This window comes from Microbacterium deminutum, assembly GCF_039530205.1.
GTDB lineage: Bacteria > Actinomycetota > Actinomycetes > Actinomycetales > Microbacteriaceae > Microbacterium > Microbacterium deminutum.
This window is the reverse complement of the sequence record NZ_BAAAOG010000006.1, coordinates 13,385-32,722: the sequence shown is the minus strand read 5'-3', so window position 1 is coordinate 32,722 and position 19,338 is coordinate 13,385. Positions and strand designations below refer to the sequence as shown.

Genomic DNA, 19,338 nt, shown 5'->3' with positions numbered 1-19,338 from the left:
GTTGAAGGGTCAGGCATGGAGTGAGTGATGCCGAATTGCCGGGGCCCGGTCAGGCGTCGGTCGCGGGTTCTTGCTGCTGGCGAGAGCTGCTGCCGGCGTCGAGTGAGTAGAAGGTGACGTGGGTTATGCCGGTGCCGCCCACGGAGGCGGGAATGGGGAAGTTCCCGTTGTTGGTATGCCCGAGGGGCTGGTGCACGATGCCGGACCCCGACTGGGTCTCGTCGCCGTTGAGGATCCTCGTCACTGCCAGATCAGTGGCAGACAGTTCGGTTGCGGTGTCGATTCCGACGAAGCCGGCGCCTGCGGCGGTGACTTTGAATCCGCGGCCGGCGACGATGAACGATCCGTCGAGCTGTCGGATGATGATGCCGTAGCCGGGTCGATCGCCCCTGTTGCCGGTGAAGTCGGTGAACAGTGTCGCGGTGAGGGTGATCTCATCGAAGGTGATCTCCCGGGTGGGCTCAGCGGTGGTGAGGCGGAAACCGCGCGTTGCGGAGCGGCTGCGACCGTCGTGGATACGTGCGTGCGTGGCGTCGATGATGCGGTAGGCGTCCGTGATCTCGGCGCCCTCGTCGTCGCGGAGGGAGTCCATGCCGAACGGGGCGACACCTAGGGCGCCGTGCTCACCAATTGCTTCGAAGGCGAGCGAGGCGCCCGCGGCGTCGCTGCGCATCTCTGGGATGAACAGTCCCCCGCTGGCTGAAGCGAACGAGCCGCAGATGGCTGCGGGGTCACCGAAGTAGATGTCGGGCACGAGCAGGTCGAGCGCGGGCGCTTTTGCACGCCAGAGCCCCGCGACGTGGGGCAGCGGCCCGCCGCTGGGATAGAACCCGGGTTGCATTCCGCCGGCGAGCGGGAAGCCGGGAATGTCGATGTCACTGTCCAGCCATGCGTTGACGAACAACGGGATGTCATATATGGCGCGGCCGCGCGCGCTGACTTCGCCGATGTAGTCCGCGTACGCGGTGGCCATGAACGCCTCGTCCGTGGTCGCCGACTCACCGAACACCTCCGTCCAGGTGCCGTCCGTTCGCGATGCTCGCGACTCCCACTCTCTGTGCACACGCAACATGGGGTCCGCACGGACGGTCTGGAGAACGTCGGCGGTGACCGGACTGTGGAACGCCGCTTCGGCGGCCGGGCTGCGGTCGCGACTGTCGCCCAGCAGGCCCACCTCGTTCTCGACCTGGACCATGATCACGGTGCCGTGGAGCGCATCGGCGTCGCGCAGATGTGTCATGAGCTGGGTGAAGGCGGCAGCATCCGCGGCTCGTGAGTCTGGTCCAAATGGAGAGAGGTGTTCGACCAGTTGGAGGGCACCGTCGACGGTGATGAGTGCGCGCGGGAACCGAGCGGCATCTTTCTTCACCCAGGACGGGGCGTAGCTGGACATGCCGTTCTTCCAGGACCCGAACCACAGCAGCACCAAGCGGTATCCATGGCTCCGGGCACACTCGAGAAGCTGATCAACGATGGAGAAGTCGAATACACCTTCCTCTGGCTCGACGATGTGCCACGACACCGGCGCCAGAACGGTGTTGACATGGCGGCCGTCGAGCGCGTTGAGCGCGGTACGGATCGAGTCGGGGGTGCCCGCGCTGGAGTTGTGCAGCTCCGCTCCCCGGATGAGGAAGGGTTCCCCGTCTACGATGAGCTGCGCGGGCTGATCGTCTCGCCGGAGCAGCCTGCTCGGTGATGTGCGGCGCGTCATGGTGTCGCTCACGGGAAGGTCGTCCTGTTCTTCTGGTTCGGCTCGATGGAATCGGTGGTCGGGAGTTGTCTTCGAATGCTCGCCAGGAGGTCGAGCACCTCGGCGAGTGCGCCGGAGTGTGCAGCGGATGCTCGGTCTTTGAGTGATGCAAGCACCTCCCGCGTGGGGAGCCAAGAGGAACATAACACAAAACCGAACACTTGCTACATTTTTTTATGGTGATCGTTTACGCTGGGAGCATGTCCACCAGCACCGTCCCCCAACCACGTCGCCAGTACGCGAAGACCGCTCAGCGCCGTGCGGACATCATCGAGGCGGCGACGACCGTGTTCTCCTCTCGCGGCTACCACGGAGGATCACTCCGTGACATCGCTCGCGAACTCGACCTGAGCCTCACCAGCCTCGTGCACCACTTCCCCACCAAGAGTGAGCTCCTCGTCGCCGTCCTCGAACACGCGGACAGCCAAGCGACGTGGTTTCCTGAGTACGCCGAAGATCACGGCCTGCAAGCGGCAACTCTCAAGCTGTGGGGGCAGAACTACGACCACCCAGAACTCCTGCGGCTCCTCGCCATCGTTGCGGCGGAGGCCTCGGCTCCCGAGCATCCCGCACACACGTGGTTCGTTCACCGATACCAGCGAACTGTCGAGGGATTCGCGGAAGCGATCCGCAATGACCAGTCACGCGGCCGCATCTCCTCCAGCACGGACCCAACATCTGCTGCGCGTCTGGTCGCCGCAACCTGGGATGGGCTGCAACTGCAGTGGCTACTGGACCCGTCACGGGATCTCACGTCCGACTTCCGAAATCACCTGAGCCAACTCCTGGCGCCGTGAACTGTGACGCCCTGGCGCCGCAAAGGGCCAGTGGGCCTCACTCAGCTCGCATGTCTCGAAGCCCGTGAACTCGCCGACAAGGCAGCCCCGTCAATGGGGCGACGGCGCCGGCCCGCCGACATGGTCCGCAATCCGCTAGGTGCGCAACGGCCGCGGCGACCTCTTCTTCCTTCGAGCGGTAATGACGGCCACCGAGCGCACGACCGATAATCGGGAGGTCACCCCGGTTTCGATTGCGCATCTTGCGCACGAAAGAGTCGAAGCTCGTGGCGCTCGAGTCCAGTGTGCCATTTGCTGTGAGCAATCTGCACAACGAGGAGGTGTTCTACGGACGGGCCGTGCCAAACTTGGCCGGTTTTCAACCGCACAATCACAGCGTGTCGGTTAGCTACCGCTAACCGAGCGACAAAAAACCCCAGTTCACCTGGGGTTTATTCGTAGCAGGAGCGGGGCTTGAACCCGCGACCTCACGATTATGAATTGAACTCAGTGGGCTGGATGGTGCTAGTTGACGCTCGCTGGTCGCATGAATTCGCGGGTGCGGTGCTCGTTGGTCGCAGTTGGTGCTCGTTCGCCGGAGTGGTTCAACCGGCCCAAAACCGGCCCAGCCCGCAGGTCGGCGCCACTGAGCGGCCGACAGCCAGACGACCTGCCCACGCTCGTCGCGTGCATGTAAATGTTCAGGTTCAAGCCGACTTGTCGACGGCGGTTGAATTCTGAACGCTTTCGGCGCTCGAAAAGTGAACGGTTGCGGGCAGTCTAGCCAGCGGTTTCGTCGGTGGTGGTGCGGATGCTGGGGAGGCTGTCGATGCCTCTGCCGCGGAGTCGGTAGCTGGCGCCTTTGAGAGTGATGACGTCGGCGTGGTGCACGATGCGGTCGATCATCGCGGCGGCGACGGCTTGGTCTCCGAAGACGCCGCCCCAACTGGAGAACGGCAGGTTCGAGGTGAGGATCAGCGAGGCGTGTTCGTAGCGAGATGAGACGAGCTGGAAGAACAGATTCGCGGCGTCTTGCTCGAAGGGCAGGTAGCCGACTTCGTCGACGATGATCAGCCCGTAACGACGCAGTCGGGTGAGCTCGTTGGGGAGTCGTCCTTGCCGGTGCGCGTCGGTGAGGCGGGTGACCCAGTCCGTCGCGGTGGCGAACAGCACTCGGTGCCCGTGCTGCGCTGCGACGATCCCGAGAGCGGTGGCCAAATGCGTCTTCCCGGTTCCGGGCGGGCCGAGCAGGACCACGTTGCGAGCCTCGAGCAGAAACCCGCCGGACGCCAGCGCGGCGACTTGCTGCCGTGCGGTGGGTTGAGCGTCCCAGTCGAAGTCCTCGAGTGTCTTCGGGGCGGGGAACCCGGCTGCTTTGATCCGCAGTTGCGCGCCGGAGGCGTTGCGTGCGCTGACTTCGCGTTCCAGGACGGCGGCGAGGTAGTCCTCGAACGACCAGCCGGCATCCCTTGCCTGCTCGGCCAGGCGGGTGGCGGCTTCGTTGATCCGAGGTGCTTTCAGCGCCCCGGCGAGATAGGTGATCTGCTTCACGGACTCGGCTGGCTTCGTCACGGCCATCAGTCGAGCTCCCCGTCGATGAGACCGAATGCACGGTCGTAGTCCGCGAGGTCCCTGGCCAGATCGTCACCGGCGATCGCGGCGCGGGGCTGCTGGAACTGTTTCCGCAGCCGTGCCGCGGTCTCCACGTGCGCCTGATCAGTCACGGTCATCCCACGCGCCCAGACCCGGGCGTGGTCGGCGACGGTCCTCCCCTCGCAGCGCACCCGCACTCGCTCCAAGTCCGCGGTCACGTCCACCAACCGACCGATCACCCGCGGGTCGACCGAGTAGTCGTTGGTGTCGAGACGGACGTAGTAGTCGCGTCCCAGGCGAACCCGGTTCCGCCAGCCCAGGTGCAACGGGATCGGGGGCAGCGGCAGCATCGCCGTCCGATCCGCATCCAGTCTCTCCGTCGGTGCAGCCTTCGTGGTCCGCACGATCCTGCCGTTCACTCGCCGCAACCAGTTGCTGAACTGATCGTCGAAGTCCGCAGGCGAGGTGAACGAGCGGCCGGGCATGAACGAGGTCTCGAACCAGCCGTTGCGGCGTTCCACGACCCCTTTGGACTCCGGATCCTTCGGTGGCAGCAGCACCAGCCTCGTCGCGAGGGTGCCCATGAACGCGGCCACCCCTTCGGCACGACGTTTGCCGCGACCGATGCCGGGCTCGTTGTCCCAGATCAGCCTGCGTGGCACCCGACCCAGCTGCTGAATCAACTCCCAGGACCCCAGCAGCAGATCCTCCGTCCTCCGCGTCGGGATCATCCTGGCGAGCATGAACCGAGAGTGCGCCGCAGTAATCACCAGCACCGGCAACAGCTTCGCCGTTCCGTCCTCGAGCGGGATCTTCTTCGGCGGGAACCAGAGATCACACTGAGCGGCATCGCCCGGTTCCCAGGTCAGCCGGTCGGCGGGATCGATCCTGCGATGCTCGGGTCGCAGCCGCTTCACGTTCTCCCGGAACCATGTGATCGACCCGGACCACTCCACGCGCTCCGCGATCACCGTCGCCGGAATCTCCGGATCATCCTCGAGCAGCACCCGCACCCGGGCCTCGAACGGAGTAAACGACGTCGATGCCGCACGCCGCTCATATCTCGGCGGGGCCTCCGACTTCACCGCCTTCACGACCGTCGTCCGCGAGATCCCCAACCGCTCCGCGATCCTCGCCTTCGGCACACCCTCCGCAGCGAGCCTCCTGATCAGCGCCCAGTCCTCCAAAGTGATCACTCTCCAATCGTTGAGTGTTCACTTTTCGAGCCTCGCTACTGTCCAGCTTTCGACCGTCGCCGACACCGACTGGTGTTTCTTGACCTTGAGGCCGAGGGGCACGGCGGATCGGGTCAGGCTCCAGCCCCGTTTGAACAGTCTCTACTCAGCCCCACGGGTGAGATGTCGCGACCGAGCCAGGGCCGATCCACCGACCTCGCGCGACGCATTCACGTCACGATCGGGGATGGCAACGAGAGTCCATGGCGCTGCGGCGTCGGTGACCTGCAGGTCGAGCTCGAACCTCTGCGTCGCTCCGCGTGCGAGCTCCACGTCTATGACGTCGGGGACCAGTGCGTCGAGGTTGCGGGTCCTCAACGCGATCGAGTGCGAGCCCTCACCGGATACGTCGAGGGTGACGCGGACGCGTTCGGTCGAGCTCGCCTCCGCCCGCAATTCGATCATCAACCACTGCGACTCATCCAGTCGGAGTGTCAGACGCGCCCCGTCGACCACAACCAGAGAGGTTCGTGTTCCCCCGAACTGCACGTCGTACTCGCCGGCCGGAATCATCAGGTCGAAGCTGCCGGGAGCGACAACCCCTTCGTCGCCGGTCGCGCGCATTGTGAAAGTCGCGCCTGCAGGAGCCTCCCCACGTACTCGCGCGGGTGTCCCCACCCGGGCCAGGACCATCGCCATGCGGCTCGACGAGTAGACCCACTGCTCCTTGTACGGGAAGACCGCGTTGTTCCCCCACGCGGGGGTGTCTCCGGTGTATGAGTTGAAGCCCAGCGACAGGCCTCCAACGAGATTGGGAAGCTCGGCGGAGAAGTTCTGCCACCAGTCAAAGCCGACGCCGTACACGAGTGACCGCGAGAACGGGTTCGCACCCACGACCCATTCGAGCTGGCGCGACGCGAGATTCATGTCTGCCGCGCTTCCCCGTGCGATCGCGGCCTGCGCAAGCCCGATCGTCTTGCCGAGGTGCACCGTCGTCGCGCCATGGCGCACGTGGTCGCACCACAGCGGGAACCGGCGCAGCCGATAATCGCCGCCGAGGTCCATGCCGTCTTCGAACATCCGCTGCATCTGCTCCCGCACCATGCCCCGCGTCGGCGGCGTCGGGAAGAGGGGCGTGGGCGGCAGGAGGTGGATGAAGTCGACAACCGGGTCGGGCGGAAGCGGCGCGTCGAGGTCCACCGCGCGCCACACCGCCGCCGGAATCATCCCGAATGGCGCGGATGCCTCACTGCCGAGGTGGCAGAAGTAGTCAGCGTACAGTGCAAGGCCGGTGTGCCAGTCGATCCAGTCCTCGCTGTCGACGAACTCCTCGCGCAGCGCGGCGAGGGCCAGAAGCCCGGAGTCCTCGAACCCGTCGTGGTACTCGTGCACGATCCGCGTGCGCGCCGCATCCTCGTAGAAGAACCCTGTGACCGGCGCCTCGGCGACGAACCGCGTCTCCTGCAGGTCCAGGACCCATCGGCCGAGTCTGATCGCGGCATCCCGGTACTGCAGGTCGCCGGTCGAGCGGTACAGCTCGACCGCTGCCAGACACAGGTAGCCCACCCGGTCGCGCCATGAGCTCGCGTTGATCGCCACCGGCTCGGCAGTCACGGGCGAGACGAGCCCCTCGTACGTGACCGCGAAGTCCTCGGCGGCCGCGACGATCAGTCGTTCCGTGGTTCCCGCGTCGTGGTCGCCCATGGTGCGCGCCGCCCGCGCCATCGCGAGAACGCCGAGGATGTTCTGGAACTCGTCGTACGCGACCCCGCCGCGCCCCTCTTGGACCATGTCGTCGTCCGTGCCGACGACGCCGTCCGTGTAGTACGACGCATCGTTGTAGAGGGCCCGGAGTCCCGGACCGAATCGCGTGCCCAGCGACCAGGCGATCCCCCAGCACACCTCCTCTCGCGCACGATCCGCGAGCGCTGTCGCCCCTCGCGCGTACAGCGAGTCGGCGAGGTCGCTCAGTGCGTAGATCGACAGGTGAGTCCGCCCGGGTCCTTGCGTGAGGTTGGCGGCATCGTGCCAGCCGCCGGCCACGCTCCGCCGATCTCCTTCGTGTTCCGAGAACACGTCGCTGTGACACACACCGTGGACGCCTGGCACGGCCCATCCGCAGCGCAGTCCGTAAAAGGCGTTCAGTGTCGCTTCGACCAGCGGCAGATGCGCGTCGTCGGAGATCGGGAAGACCTCGGTCTCGACACCGTCGTAGCGGAGGCGCCACTCCCCTTCGCGGGTGAACGTCGAGAAATCGAGCCTCGTCCACGAGCCGCGCTCATTCGTGATCGGTGCCGCAGGCAGCGATGCGGCGACCTGACCATCACGCGAAAGCACCTCGAACTCCGTGGCTTCCCCTGCAGGGGCCGTCGCGAGCTTATGCCCTCCACGGGTGTATCCGAAGTGGCTGTAGGAGATCTTGTCCTCCGGCACGCTCCAGCCTTCCGGCACTTCCGCGTCGACCAATTCGACCTGCAGCGCGTCGAGGTCGTACGTGATCCGAGGCTCAGACCCCGTCACCCCGAACGTGGGCTGGAAGACCGTGACCTCGGTGACGGCATCCCGTCGTATCTCCGGAATCTCCCACGCGAGTTGGTTCCAGGCACCCGCTTTCAGGTCGCTGAAGTAGTGGATCGCGATGGGGTCTTCAGGACCGGCAGCCGACCCCTCGCTGAGGAACGCGAGAGCGAACGCGATCGTGGTGTGGTCGGTGGGATGCACGTAGACCCACAGCGACAGCCGGTTGTACTCCGACCAGTCCTGCGGTGCATCGAAGTGCTTGGCGATAACGGCGGAGAACGGCGTCCCCTCGAAGAGCACCGCCTGCCCCGAGAACGTCCCGTTGGGTTCACGACTGGCCCGGATATAGTCGGGATTGCGCAGCAGCGTCGACATCCGCAGCGATCGGGTTCCCACCACAGCGCGGTCGGTGGTGTAGCCGAGCTCGACAACCGGGCTGGGCCGCCAGTCCGGGTCCGTCTCCATGTCATCGATCCACTGTCGCCTCAGCACCGGCTTCCCGAGACTCTTGCGGTCCAGGGATGCCGTCATGTCGGCGTGCAGCAGGGGCCAATCCGTCCATGCGGTCCCGTTGTCGTTGTGCCGGTGCGCCATGTCGTCTATTCCTTTACGCCTAGGTAGTTGCGGGCCCATGTTCGCCATCGGGCGACCATGTCCACGGTGCGATCCCGCAGCCAGAAGATCTGAAGACCGTCGAGTTCGCAGTTCACCTGCAGGGCCAGTTCGTCGGGGTCGTCGTACCACGTGCGAGCGAGGTCGCGCAGTTCGCGAAGCGAGGTGGCTTGACGCTCGCGGAAGTACCCATGAGCAGGATGACTGGGGTGAAGCGACTCCGCCGACAGCACGGCGTAGAGGCGGATGAGTTCGGGCCGCTCGGCGTTGCGGGCGATGAGCCGAGCGATGATGTCGGTGAACTCCACGGCGTCGTGGACCGGATGATCGTCGGGTGCGACTGATCGGATGTCGACCTCGTCTCTGCGCGACAGGACGCCGCGCATGAGATCGTCCTTGGTCGGGAAGTAGTGCAGCACAGCCTGGAAAGTGACGCCCGCCCCCTTTGCCACATCTGCGAACGTCAGACCCCAGTACCCCTTCTCCGCAAGGAGGGCGAGCGTGACGTCGAGGATCTCCGCTTTGCGCGCCTCGGGTGTCAGGCGCCGCCGGCGGGGTTTCGTTTCGGACGGGACCTCAGTCATCGTTCGGCCACACGGCGATTGCGGATGACGTCGGCATACCAGCGCGCAGAATCCTTCATGGTCCGAGCTTGGGTGGAGTGGTCGACGTGGACGAGCCCGTACCGCTCGCTGAGACTCGCCGACCACTCGTAGTTGTCGAGCAGCGACCACACATAGAACCCGCGGATATCAGCCCCGGCCGCGACCGCTCGCCCGGCCTCCGCCAGGAAGCCCGCGAGGTACTCGATGCGCTCCGGGTCATGGACCGCGCCATCGACCACCTCGTCGCCGGGGAGCGAGATGCCGTTCTCGGTGATGAACAGCGGGAGCGTGACGCCGTAGTCCTCCTTGACCATCGTGACGGCATCCGTCAGCGCCCTCGGATAGAACTCCATGCCGTTCGTCAGATAGTTGCCGCCGGGGTGGGAGCCGGCAGCCTCCCACCAACGGGGGTTGTAATCTTCGGCGCTGACGACCACGCGGGAGTAGACGTTTAGCCCGAGGAAGTCGATCGGCGCTTGAACGATCCGCTCGTCCACTGGGAGCAATTCGGGCATGATCCCGGACGCGGTCAGCCGCTCGACGATCCGCCCGCTCGGCCGGCCGGTGAACAGCTCATCGAGGAAGAAGCGGAATCCGTCGTCCTCATCGCGCAGGGCAAGGTCTCGATCGGCCTGAGAGTCCGTCGCGGGATGCCGGGCCCAGATGTCGAGCACGATGCCGATCTCACCGATGGCAGATGACTCCCGGAACGCTTCGACGGCGCGGCCATGCGCCAGCATCGCGTTGTGCATCGCCTGCTTGCCGACCCGTTCGTCGGCGATTCCCGGGGCGAAGATCCCCAGCCCGTATCCCACCCAGAGCGCGATGGGCTCGTTGATCGTCACCCAGCGAGGCACCCGATCCCCGAACCGCTCGAACACCAGTGCTGCGTACTCCGCGAACCAGTCGACGATGTCGCGGTTCGCCCATCCGCCCTTGTCCTGCAGCGCCTGCGGAAGGTCCCAGTGGTACAGCGTGATGCTCGGCGATATGCCGGCCTCGAGCAGCCCGTCTATCAGCCGGCTGTAGAACTCGACACCCGCTTCGTTCACGCGTCCGGTTCCATCAGGAAGCAGTCGCGACCAGCTCAGCGAGAACCGATAGGAATCGAGGCCGATCTCCTTCATCAGGGCGATGTCCTCCGCCCAGCGGTGGTAGTGATCGACAGCGACATCGCCAGGGATGTCGTTCCACACGTTGCCCGGAGTTTGCGAGAACGTGTCCCAGATCGATCGGCCCTTGCCGGCCTCGTTCCAGGCTCCTTCGATCTGGTAGGCGCTGGTTGCCGCCCCGAACACGAAGCCCGCAGGGAATCGGACCTCGGATGCGGGCGTCGCCTCGCTCACACTCGAAACCTCCTGGCTCATCACGAGATCGACTCACGCCCCAGCGGCGGTCCAAGCCGTGTCGCGCTTGATCGGGTCTCTGCCACAGCTGCGTTCTCCCTCGGATCGACGTCGGTCCTCGCATTCGTCGTCCGAGGACGACTGAGACGACCATAGCGCTATTTCAATAAACATAGGTAACGCGAGAGTGGGCGCGGATGTTCTACGGGTGCGCCAAGGGAGCTGGCCGCGATCCAATCGGTCACATCTCGGGTCGAATGCCCAGGGAGCTTCAACCGAGCAGATACCTGGCGCCCGAGACCAGAGCCCCACCGATCGGTTTGCACACTTCCTCAGGCCGACAGCAGAAGCGAGCCGGCCGGTCGCCGAGTCGTACGCTCCACATCACGCGGCCATCGTCAAGGTCATCGACTCGTTGGAGGCAGGTGACGCGCAGGTCGCCACGAGAGTCATCGAGCAGCTGGTGGACGGACTCGACGCACTCGATCCCTCAGGCGATAGACCTTTGCCGTGCAGTGAGCGAATACGCCGACCGCAGCGATTCGCGCAAGGGGGATTAATCGCACGCCACACAACCCCCGATCGGCGGCGTGCGTGTGCGCTCAGGACACCGCGCGGTGTAGGCGGCATCGGTGACCTCCTGTCGCGGACGTGTCACAACGGGACGACGCCGCCGTGACCTCACGATGGTGAAATCCGTAATCGTGAGGTCACACCGCGCGCCGGCGTCCGGGGCGGGTGCCAGTTGGTCGCAGTTGGTCGCAGTTGATTGGCCAGAAACCGGCCCAAGACCGTCCCAAATACGGCGTGTCGGTTAGCGACCGTTAACCAGGCAACAAACAATCCCATTTGATCTGGGATATTTTGTAGCAGGAGCGGGGCTTGAACCCGCGACCTCACGATTATAAGTTGGTTACCCGGGCTGGCTGATGCCGGTTGGTCGCAGTTGGTCGCAAGAATCCGCGGGCGCAGTGCTCGTTAGTCGCAGTTGGTCATAGTTGGTTGCAACAGAGCAACCGGCACAAAACCGGCACAACAACCAGTCGCTTGGCAACCGGACAAGGACGACGGCAACCGCGCACCTTCACACTCTCGGCGCTGCCAGAATCCGCATCCTGACGATGCTCGGGGACCACCGAGGACACTTCGTCCGTCGTGCGAGGAGTCGCTGATCAGACATGGTTCGTGGCCAGTGGGAAGGCTTCCCCGGGGGCGAGGACTCGGATCCGATCGGGGTTCACGATCACATCGAACAGATCCTGGGGATTGCCGTTGAAGGGTGCGAAGTCCGGCGAGTCGACCGATCCCCAGTGGTGGAGCAGGAGCTGGGTGTCGGGGTAGGCGTTGGCCATCTCGACGGCACCGTCGAATCCGAAGTGCCACTCGCTGTCGGAGAAGTCGAACAGCATCGCCGTCGGGGACGGCATGGTGAGGTGATGTTCACGGATGAGCCGGGAGTCGCCCGGCGCCCAGATCGTGCCGTCCGGCGTGGTGATCCAGAATCCGCAGGAGTCCTCGTCACGGAAGGTGCGCTGCCCGGGTTCCGGGTTCTCGTTCTGCCAGGCGTGGTCTGCCGGCAGCACCTCCACGGTGAGTTGCCCGACGGAGAAGCGATCGCCGATGCCGTGGCCGGTGCCGGGGATGCCGTGCTCAGTCATCATCTCGGCGACGTAGGACGTGGAGTGGAACTCGCCGGTGACGGCGACGAGCTCACGGCAGGTCGGGATGCTGAAGTGATCGTTGTCGGCGTGGGTGACCAGGATCGCGTCCAGGCGCGGGACGTCGGGGGTGTCCGCGGGAAGGTCGATGAGCAGCGGCATGTCGAAATCCCGCAACACCGGGTCGACCATCACCAGGGTTCCTCGCGAATTGATCAGGAAGCCCGCCATCCCGAGCCAATACAGGGCCGTCCCGGCAGCGGAGCTGTCGAACGCGTCGCCGCCCAACACCTCGGTTGGTGGCGCGACAGCCTGGCCCTGCTCCGAGACACGAATCGATCGGGGATTCGACATGTTCAACCGGGCCCTTCGTTCAGCCCAGTCTGCCGCGAGGACCCCGCCAGCGACAGGGCCCGCCTGCGATGGCGAAGGTGTCGTCGGCGAGAGGGAGGCAGCCAGGAGGCGGCGAGACGGGACGCGCCGGAGAGCAGGGCAGCGCCGGTGACGACCGCGCCGCAGGGCGATTCTGAGGTGCTCGGCAGTGCCGTCCGGCAGGGTGGTGATCCCGCCCAGCCCGACGATCAGTCGATGCGGATGGCGACCCTTCCTGAACCCCTGCTGAGTCAGCTTTCGTTCGCTGAAGCGCCGAAAACGTCCCGGGCGATACCGACCGCAGCCATCGCGTTGGGCTATCCGGCGTAGAACGCCAGGTGCGTCAGCACTTCGATCAGTTCGGCCTCGGTGACCTTAGCGTCGTGCGACCTCCGGATCCCATGACGAGGACAGAGCCGTCACGGACGGAATACTCGGCGACGGAGACCGCTCGTCCCGCGTCTCGCCGCGGACTCCGCTGGGCCCGTCCGACACGAGTATCCGCCGCAGTCCGATCTTCTCAATGGGCCACGTCGTCCAGAAGTCGCGTCCGGTCGCAAGCCGCACCTTCTCTTCGACACTCAACACCGCGAGCGCCGAGTGCGCTTGCCTTCGTTGGATTCACTCGGGTTCTCAGTACCCGGGGGATCAGGCCGCCGGCGCGACTCGGGTCAGTTCGCGGCGCGTGCCCGCTGGACGTATTCCTGAAGCTGGTCGAAGATCTCGACGTCGTAGGGTCCCCATTCGGGGCGCGGCGTGTCCGGCCCGACATAGGGTTCGTCGCCGTATCGCGCCTGATATTCGGCGAGCTTTCCGGCGAGCGCCTCCCTGACGTCGGCGTAGTCGGGATCGTCGGCGATGTTGCGCATCTCGGTCGGGTCCTGGTGGAGGTCGTACAGCTCCCACTCGGGCTCGAAGATGCGGTCGGAGGCGCCGGGCACGCCCAGCCCCGCACCGTAGTAGTAGATGAGCTTGTAGTCGGCGGTGCGGATTCCGTAGTGCGCGGGAGCCGCATGGATGGGGTCGTCGTGCTCCCAATAGCGGTAGTACGCGGCGTCTGCCCAGTCCTCGATCTGCTCGCCGCGCAGCAGCGGACGGAAGCTCCGGCCTTGGGAGGTGGGGAGTTCCACCGTCGCATCGATTCCGCAGACGTCGAGGAAGGTCGCGGCGAAGTCGACGTTCGTGATGATCGCCTCGCTGCGAGTGCCGGCTTCGATCTCGGCGGGCCAGCGCATGAGCATCGGCATCTGCAAGGACTGGTCGAACATGAGGCGCTTGTCGAACCAGCCGTGATCGCCGAGGAAGAATCCTTGGTCAGACGTGTACACGACGAGGGTGTTCTCGGCGAGGCCCCTCTCCTCGAGGTGGTCGAGCAGGCGGCCGACGTTGTCGTCGATCGATTGGATGCACTGCAGGTAGTCGCGCATGTAGATCTGGTACTTCCAGCTCATGCGTGCGTGCCGTTTCTCGGGACCACGCAGGTGCTCGGGCACCTCGGTCTTCAGGTCGTCGGCTCCCATGTCGTCGGCGATCGTCATGTGCACGCCGCGGACCGCCTTGCTGCGGGTGGCGTAGTCGTCGAAGAAGGTGTCGGGCTCGGGGATCGTCCCGTCGGCGTAAAGGTGCTTGTGCTTCACGTCGGGCACCCACGGACGGTGTGGTGCCTTGTGGTGCACCATCATGGCGAACGGCTGGTCGGCGCCGAGCTCGTCGATCCAGTCCAACGCGAGGTCGGTGATGATGTCTGTGGCGTATCCGGTGACCACGGAGGCCCCCTTCGGGTCGATCATCTCGGGATCGACGTAGTCCCCCTGGCCGGGGAAGATCTTCCATGCATCGAACCCCCGCGGAAGTGATTTCCCGCGTTCCCCGAGGTGCCACTTGCCGAACATGGCGGTCTTGTATCCGTTGTCGTGCAGGACGTCGACAAAGGTGGGGACGCGGTAATCCATCTCGGTCCAGATCGATGCGACCCCGTTGATGTGGCTGTACGTCCCGGTCAGGATGGTTGCCCGCGACGGGCTGCAGATCGAGTTGGTGCAGAACACCGCATCCATCCGCATGCCGTCGCGAGCGATACGGTCGAGGTTCGGCGTCTGATTCACGCGGCTGCCGTATGCCGAGATCGCGTGTGCCGCGTGGTCGTCCGACATGATGAAGATGAGATTGGTACGTGGCACGTGTGGCCTCCGTCTCGTTGTGCATGGTCGGGTTTCAGGGGTGGGCGTCGCCGCGTCGGGTGGGCGCATCGACCGCTCGACCGCGAGCTGTATGTCCGAGAGCATGACATGTCGATGCGCGATGCGCAAGATCTGACTAGTTTTACTGTGGAATAGTTATATGCTTCTTCCTACCGGAATTACCCAAACTGATTACTCCATGCATGGAGTAGTACGCGAACCTTCAGTCTTGCTTCCTCTTGCCGCTCCGAAGGGGGATCGGTGACCCCGGGCTCGTCCCGACCGGCATGACGGTGCGCCACTTCAGCGAATCAATACGCCGGTATCCTCACAACGAAGGACCTAGGAAGGGAGACTCGGTGCCGCTGGCTCGCCTCGACGTGATCATCCTCAGCCTGCTCACCGCCAATGACCGGACCGGCTACGACATCCACAAATGGCTGGAGCGCAACGGCACGGCGGTCGGCTACAACACCCAGCCGAGTCAGATCTACCGGCAGCTGACGCGGATGGAGTCCGTCGGATGGGCGGTATCCAGTGTGGAGGAGCGCGACCGCGGACCCGATGCCAAGGTGTTTCGCATCACCGAGGCGGGCACGGCGAAGCTCGAGTCCTGGATCGACTCCCCCTACGTCCCGGCCCCACGCCCGCTCGACTCAGACTTCCAGGTCCGTCTCATGTTCAGCTCCCCTCGCGGACCCGCCAAGATGCTCGAGCTCGTGCGCACGGAGCTCGCCTATCGCCGCGAGCACGAGGAATACCGCAAGGATCTGGATGTGGACCTGGTGCCACGCGACGCCACACCGCAGCTCCGCGCCTGGTTCAAGGAGTCGGCTCTGGTGCAGAGCGAGCGCGGACACTACATGGTTCAAACCCTGATCGCATGGCTGGAGTCAGCCGAAGTGAGGCTGAAGAATCTTGTCGATTCGCAATGAGACCTGGCCGATCAAGTCTCGGAGTCATTCGATGCACAGGCATCTCTCCGCAAACAGTCGGCCACGACGAGGCCCCTGCACGCTATGCAATGAGTAGATTATCCAAGCACATGTCCGTGGGATGAGTCAGCATTATCGTGCGAATTCTGCGACTCGTATCTAATCAACTTGTGGGATAGCATTGGACTTGTCGACCGATATTGGGGTGACCCGGATGTTCGACAAGGTCGACCGGGGCCCAGACGATGAGAGGCGCGACGATGCATAGAGCGAGGTCCACTCCGACCGCAGCCGCCAGCGACTCTGGCCATCGCGACTGCATGGCGGCAGAATCGTCCCATTCCAGCGCTTCCCGGATGGAAGACGCCGGAGTCCTCATGGCCGCGCCGTGAGCGCAGGGCGCAGGTTCCCCGAGTCCGTCTACTCGGTCGGAAGCGAACCGGATGCGCGCTTCTCGCTCGCGAACGAACGCACCTTCCTCGCCTGGATCCGCACCGCCCTCGCGCTGATTGCCGGCGGCGTGGCGCTCGAAGTGCTCGGACTCGACCTGCATCCAACATTCCGTCTCTGCGCATCGGTGCTGCTCGTCGTCAGTGGGTGCGCGACACCCGTGCTCGCGTGGGTCGACTGGATGCGCACTGAACGCGCCCTCCGACTTTCGCAGCCGCTCTCGTCGTCGATGCTGGGACCTATCCTCACTGTCGCGGTCGCCGCCACGGGCGCGCTCGTTCTCATGGCGATCTTGATCCGCTGATGGCCCTGTTCGACCCCGGCCTCCAGCCAGAGCGCACCGAACTGGCATGGAGGCGCACCGTACTCGCACTCGCCGTGGGATCGCTCGTCGCCCTGCGACTCCTGCCTGCCGCGTTCGGCAGCCCGTGGTGGGTCCTCGCCGGCGTCGTCGGGCTGATCGGCGCCGGGGGGCTTTGGCAGTGGAGCCGCGTCCGCATCCGGGTCGTGAACGAAATGCTCACCCGCGCCGGCGACCGGATTGCGCTTCCGGGCGGGATGATCATGCTGGCCCTTAGCGCGTTCGTGCTCGCCATCGCACTGACGGGCCTGCTCATCGTCCTCGCAGCAGCCAGGACCGCTTCCTGAAAGCGCCCACCGAACTCGCCGCTGGATATGGGTCATGCGTGGGCGATCACGCTCGAACCTCAGATGCGATCGCTAATCGCGTGCGAGGAGATCGTTCGCTGAACGCAGGATGGCGGAGTCTGCGATCAGCGCCGGTGCGGCACCACCCACGCCGGAGACGCGGACTTCGATGCTCTCCCCCGGCAGCAGCGTGTCGAGTGCCCGCTCCATGACGGCATCCGGTGCGATTCGATCTGCGAGCACAGTCAAGTCGCGCACAAGGTTCCCGGCGGCGATCGTCACGACTCACTCGTCGCGGTCCACACGGACGGTCACGTCAAGCTCCGCGGACTCGAGTCGGCTCCCCCGGTAGTCCGCGAAGAACCAGAGCGCACGTTTATCGCCGATGCGTGCCAGGACGAACTCCTCGGCCGCTTCGTCCGGAATGGAGATCACAGTACCCGGAGCAACGTTCTCAACGCTGCGGGCGCCGACCGCCAACTCCACAGATGCGCTGTGTCGTAACTGCCCTGACAAGGTGTGATCAAGCCGGCGGTGCAGGAACTCCTGCACGGTCTCGTCGATCTCCGCGCAGATGCGGGAGACCGTGGACCGGCTGATGCCGGTGTCGTTGCCCAGCGCCCGCACCAGCTGGTCGACCTTTCGCGTGGAGACCCCGTCGATCCAGGCTTGGCAGATCACCGCGTAGAGGGCCTTGTCGACCCGGCGGCGCGGGGTGAGCAGGCTCGGGAAGAACGACCCCTCCCGCAGCTTCGGGATCTGCAGGTTGACTTCCCCGGCCGGAGTGGCGAGGGTCTTCGGCCGGGCGCCGTTGCGGCGGGTGGTGCGCTCCGTGGTGCGCTGGTGCGGTGCGGCGCCGATCATCTCACCGGCACAAAACCGGCACAACGGCTCCAAACGTCCAGCTTTTCGGCAGGCCGCAAACAGAAGAGCCCCGGAATTCCGGGGCTCTGAAGCTGTAGCAGGAGCGGGGCTTGAACCCGCGACCTCACGATTATGAGTTGAACCCGGTGGACCGGGTGGTGACAGTTGGTGCTGGTTGGCCTCATGAATTCGCGGGTACGGTGCTCGTTGGTCGCAGTTAGTGCTCGTTCGTCGGAATGGCCCAACCGGCCCAAAACCGGCCCAGCGGACAGGTCGGCGGAGGCGGGACTGAGTGGCGGAGATGTCGTCGTCGTCGCCGGATTGGCGACGATCCTTCTCACGCCTTGCTCACGCGAGGGAGCGATCCACGAGGCGTAGCCGAGGACATGACATCACAAGCTTTGGAAGCACCAACGGCGAACTATCCGTCGTTCAGCGTCGGTGAATCCGCCATCCACGGGCAGTGCGACACCGATGTTGAAGCTTGATCCGGGACTGCAGCGCCAGAGAACCGCTGAGGCGATCTCGTCGGCGAGGCCGAGTCTGGCTACGGGTTGATTCGCCATGGCCGCGGCCATGTCCAGCGTGACGCGCCTCGCGATTCAGTCCAGACGGATGCCGGTGCGTCGGGCGAGTGCGGCGAGAAGTCGGTTCTGGAAATCGACGTCGGTGGCCGAGGGGTGCGGGGACTGCGTTCGTCGGTGGTGCCAGTACCCGCCGGTGGCGGGAACGACATCGGGATCGGTCGCCAGCCACGTCTGAGTCAGATGCCCTTCGCGGAGATCATTGGGCGCACTCGCGCCGCCCATCCGAGTGGGCACCCAGCCCGGATCGACCGCGTGGCTGGTGGTGTCGGGCCAACGATGAGCGACGGCCTGGCTGAGCGCGGTCACCCACAGCTTCGTGTCGCTGTACGTCGCCGTCACGGACACCAGCCGATCGAGGTCTACCGAGCCGCCGTGGTGCATCGAACTGCTGAGATAGATCAAACGCCCCGGCTTGCGCATCAGAGCCGTCAGCACGTAGGGCGCGACGATGTTGACCGGTACCGCATCGGGTGAGCGAATCGCCCCGGCGTTGTGGATCACGGCGTCGAATCGGCCGAACTCGTTCGCCTGTCGCGCGACATCGCGGGTCGCTTCCAGATCGCTGAGGTCACCGAACACCGAACCCTTCCAGCGAGCCGCGTCGTCGCCCGCGAGTCGATCGGGAGTGCGGGCGTGCACCACGACTTCGTGACCGTCGGCGGTGAGCTCGATTGCCGCGGCGAGCCCCAGGCCGGTCGACGCCCCGGTGACAAGAATCAGCGCCATCCCACTCCTCCTCCTCCTCGCAGGGCTTCTCTCAATGTCAGCCTTCGTTCCCTGAAGCGCCGAAAACGTCTCTGGCGACGCCCACCGCGGCCATGGCCTTGGGCCACCCGGCGTAGAACGCCAGGTGGGTCAGCGCTTCCATCAGCTCGGTCTCGGTGACGCCGTTCTGACGTGCGAAATCCAGGTGGAACCGCAGCTGGTCGGTGTTTCCCATCACCGTCAGCGCGGCCACCGTCACCAGACTGCGATCGCGTTTGGACAATTCAGGTCGCTCCCACACATCGTCGAACAGCACCTTGTCGGTGTAGTGAGCCAGAGCCGGCGCGATATCGCCGACCGCCTTCTGCCCGCCGGTCCAGCCCGTTCCCGCGCTATCGGTCATCGTCAATCCCTTCCGTCGGATCCATGCAACCACCGAACTGTTCGTGCGCGGGAGGTAGTGCCGGAAGGTGTACTGGCAGAGCATTCCTCGTCATCCGCCCTCGGCGTAGTGTCCGTCGTGGGCCGGTCAGATCAGTGGGGTCGCACCTCGGGCCCGCGA

At 65.1% G+C, this 19,338-nt stretch carries 16 protein-coding genes and 1 pseudogene; 4 read left to right on the top strand and 13 right to left on the bottom strand.

Going from position 1 to position 19,338, the window contains the following annotated elements; translation table 11 throughout:
• Positions 1–49: 49 nt before the first annotated feature.
• Positions 50–1,723: a GH35 family beta-galactosidase gene (locus ABD212_RS14050; protein WP_344095689.1), complete on the bottom strand. Its 1,674-nt coding sequence runs from the start codon at positions 1,721–1,723 to the stop codon at positions 50–52.
• Between the two features lie 227 nt (positions 1,724–1,950).
• Between ABD212_RS14050 and ABD212_RS14045 the strand changes: the two genes are divergently transcribed.
• Positions 1,951–2,547 carry a TetR/AcrR family transcriptional regulator gene (locus tag ABD212_RS14045; protein ID WP_344095687.1) on the top strand — a complete coding sequence of 199 codons (597 nt, stop codon included), beginning with the start codon at positions 1,951–1,953 and terminating at the stop codon, positions 2,545–2,547.
• Positions 2,548–3,306: 759 nt separating this feature from the next.
• Here the strand turns inward: ABD212_RS14045 and istB are convergent.
• The 7 genes from istB to ABD212_RS14010 form a co-directional block, all read right to left on the bottom strand.
• Positions 3,307–4,098 carry an IS21-like element helper ATPase IstB gene (gene istB, locus ABD212_RS14040; protein ID WP_344095685.1) on the bottom strand — a complete coding sequence of 264 codons (792 nt, stop codon included), beginning with the start codon at positions 4,096–4,098 and terminating at the stop codon, positions 3,307–3,309.
• Between the two features lie 5 nt (positions 4,099–4,103).
• Positions 4,104–5,315, bottom strand: a complete 1,212-nt coding sequence (gene istA / locus ABD212_RS14035) for an IS21 family transposase (protein ID WP_344095683.1) — start codon at positions 5,313–5,315, stop codon at positions 4,104–4,106.
• A gap of 141 nt (positions 5,316–5,456) precedes the next feature.
• A complete protein-coding gene (locus tag ABD212_RS14030) occupies positions 5,457–8,408 on the bottom strand; it encodes a glycoside hydrolase family 9 protein (protein WP_344095681.1) in 2,952 nt (983 codons plus the stop codon).
• Positions 8,409–8,413: 5 nt separating this feature from the next.
• Positions 8,414–9,010: a TetR/AcrR family transcriptional regulator gene (locus tag ABD212_RS14025; RefSeq protein WP_344095679.1), complete on the bottom strand. Its 597-nt coding sequence runs from the start codon at positions 9,008–9,010 to the stop codon at positions 8,414–8,416.
• Complete coding sequence (locus ABD212_RS14020; protein WP_344095677.1) at positions 9,007–10,377, bottom strand: GH1 family beta-glucosidase; 1,371 nt, start codon at positions 10,375–10,377, stop codon at positions 9,007–9,009. The genes ABD212_RS14025 and ABD212_RS14020 overlap by 4 nt, the downstream gene beginning before the upstream one ends.
• Positions 10,378–11,549: 1,172 nt before the next feature.
• Positions 11,550–12,389 carry an MBL fold metallo-hydrolase gene (locus tag ABD212_RS14015; RefSeq protein ID WP_344095675.1) on the bottom strand — a complete coding sequence of 280 codons (840 nt, stop codon included), beginning with the start codon at positions 12,387–12,389 and terminating at the stop codon, positions 11,550–11,552.
• 689 nt (positions 12,390–13,078) lie between these two features.
• On the bottom strand, positions 13,079–14,587 hold the full coding sequence (locus ABD212_RS14010) for a sulfatase family protein (protein ID WP_344095673.1): 1,509 nt from the start codon (positions 14,585–14,587) through the stop codon (positions 13,079–13,081).
• A 359-nt stretch (positions 14,588–14,946) separates the two neighbouring features.
• On the opposite strand from ABD212_RS14010, the gene ABD212_RS14005 reads away from it, so the two are divergent.
• The 3 genes from ABD212_RS14005 (at position 14,947) to ABD212_RS13995 (ending at position 16,620) form a co-directional block, all read left to right on the top strand.
• The gene (locus tag ABD212_RS14005) at positions 14,947–15,522 is read left to right on the top strand and encodes a PadR family transcriptional regulator (protein WP_344095671.1); all 576 of its coding nucleotides are present in this window, start codon (positions 14,947–14,949) and stop codon (positions 15,520–15,522) included.
• Between the two features lie 388 nt (positions 15,523–15,910).
• Complete coding sequence (locus ABD212_RS14000) at positions 15,911–16,276, top strand: YidH family protein (protein WP_344095669.1); 366 nt, start codon at positions 15,911–15,913, stop codon at positions 16,274–16,276.
• On the top strand, positions 16,276–16,620 hold the full coding sequence (locus ABD212_RS13995; RefSeq protein ID WP_344095667.1) for a DUF202 domain-containing protein: 345 nt from the start codon (positions 16,276–16,278) through the stop codon (positions 16,618–16,620). The genes ABD212_RS14000 and ABD212_RS13995 overlap by 1 nt, the downstream gene beginning before the upstream one ends.
• 72 nt (positions 16,621–16,692) lie before the next feature.
• On the opposite strand, the gene ABD212_RS13990 is transcribed toward ABD212_RS13995, so the two are convergent.
• From ABD212_RS13990 to ABD212_RS13975, 5 genes and pseudogenes are all read right to left on the bottom strand, one after another.
• A complete protein-coding gene (locus ABD212_RS13990) occupies positions 16,693–16,902 on the bottom strand; it encodes a hypothetical protein (RefSeq protein ID WP_344095665.1) in 210 nt (69 codons plus the stop codon).
• Positions 16,903–17,129: 227 nt separating this feature from the next.
• Positions 17,130–17,487, bottom strand: a pseudogene (locus tag ABD212_RS13985) (transposase); the annotation flags it as partial.
• 389 nt (positions 17,488–17,876) lie between these two features.
• On the bottom strand, positions 17,877–18,050 hold the full coding sequence (locus ABD212_RS19010; protein ID WP_425561282.1) for a hypothetical protein: 174 nt from the start codon (positions 18,048–18,050) through the stop codon (positions 17,877–17,879).
• A 36-nt stretch (positions 18,051–18,086) separates the two neighbouring features.
• Entirely contained in the window at positions 18,087–18,797 is a 711-nt protein-coding gene (locus ABD212_RS13980; protein WP_344095663.1) for an SDR family NAD(P)-dependent oxidoreductase, read from the bottom strand.
• Positions 18,798–18,834: 37 nt separating this feature from the next.
• Entirely contained in the window at positions 18,835–19,263 is a 429-nt protein-coding gene (locus ABD212_RS13975; protein ID WP_425561275.1) for a carboxymuconolactone decarboxylase family protein, read from the bottom strand.
• Between the last annotated feature and the right edge of the window lie 75 nt (positions 19,264–19,338).

What these genes read in the sequence shown, in the direction of transcription:
- ABD212_RS13995 (WP_344095667.1), top strand. Translation starts at nt 16,276, where the DNA reads ATGGCCCTGTTCGACCCCGGCCTCCAGCCAGAGCGCACCGAACTGGCA.
- ABD212_RS19010 (WP_425561282.1), bottom strand. Translation starts at nt 18,050, where the DNA reads ATGGCGAATCAACCCGTAGCCAGACTCGGCCTCGCCGACGAGATCGCC.
- ABD212_RS13975 (WP_425561275.1), bottom strand. Translation starts at nt 19,263, where the DNA reads ATGCTCTGCCAGTACACCTTCCGGCACTACCTCCCGCGCACGAACAGT.
- ABD212_RS14045 (WP_344095687.1), top strand. Translation starts at nt 1,951, where the DNA reads ATGTCCACCAGCACCGTCCCCCAACCACGTCGCCAGTACGCGAAGACC.
- ABD212_RS13980 (WP_344095663.1), bottom strand. Translation starts at nt 18,797, where the DNA reads ATGGCGCTGATTCTTGTCACCGGGGCGTCGACCGGCCTGGGGCTCGCC.
- ABD212_RS14030 (WP_344095681.1), bottom strand. Translation starts at nt 8,408, where the DNA reads ATGGCGCACCGGCACAACGACAACGGGACCGCATGGACGGATTGGCCC.
- ABD212_RS14015 (WP_344095675.1), bottom strand. Translation starts at nt 12,389, where the DNA reads ATGTCGAATCCCCGATCGATTCGTGTCTCGGAGCAGGGCCAGGCTGTC.
- ABD212_RS14025 (WP_344095679.1), bottom strand. Translation starts at nt 9,010, where the DNA reads ATGACTGAGGTCCCGTCCGAAACGAAACCCCGCCGGCGGCGCCTGACA.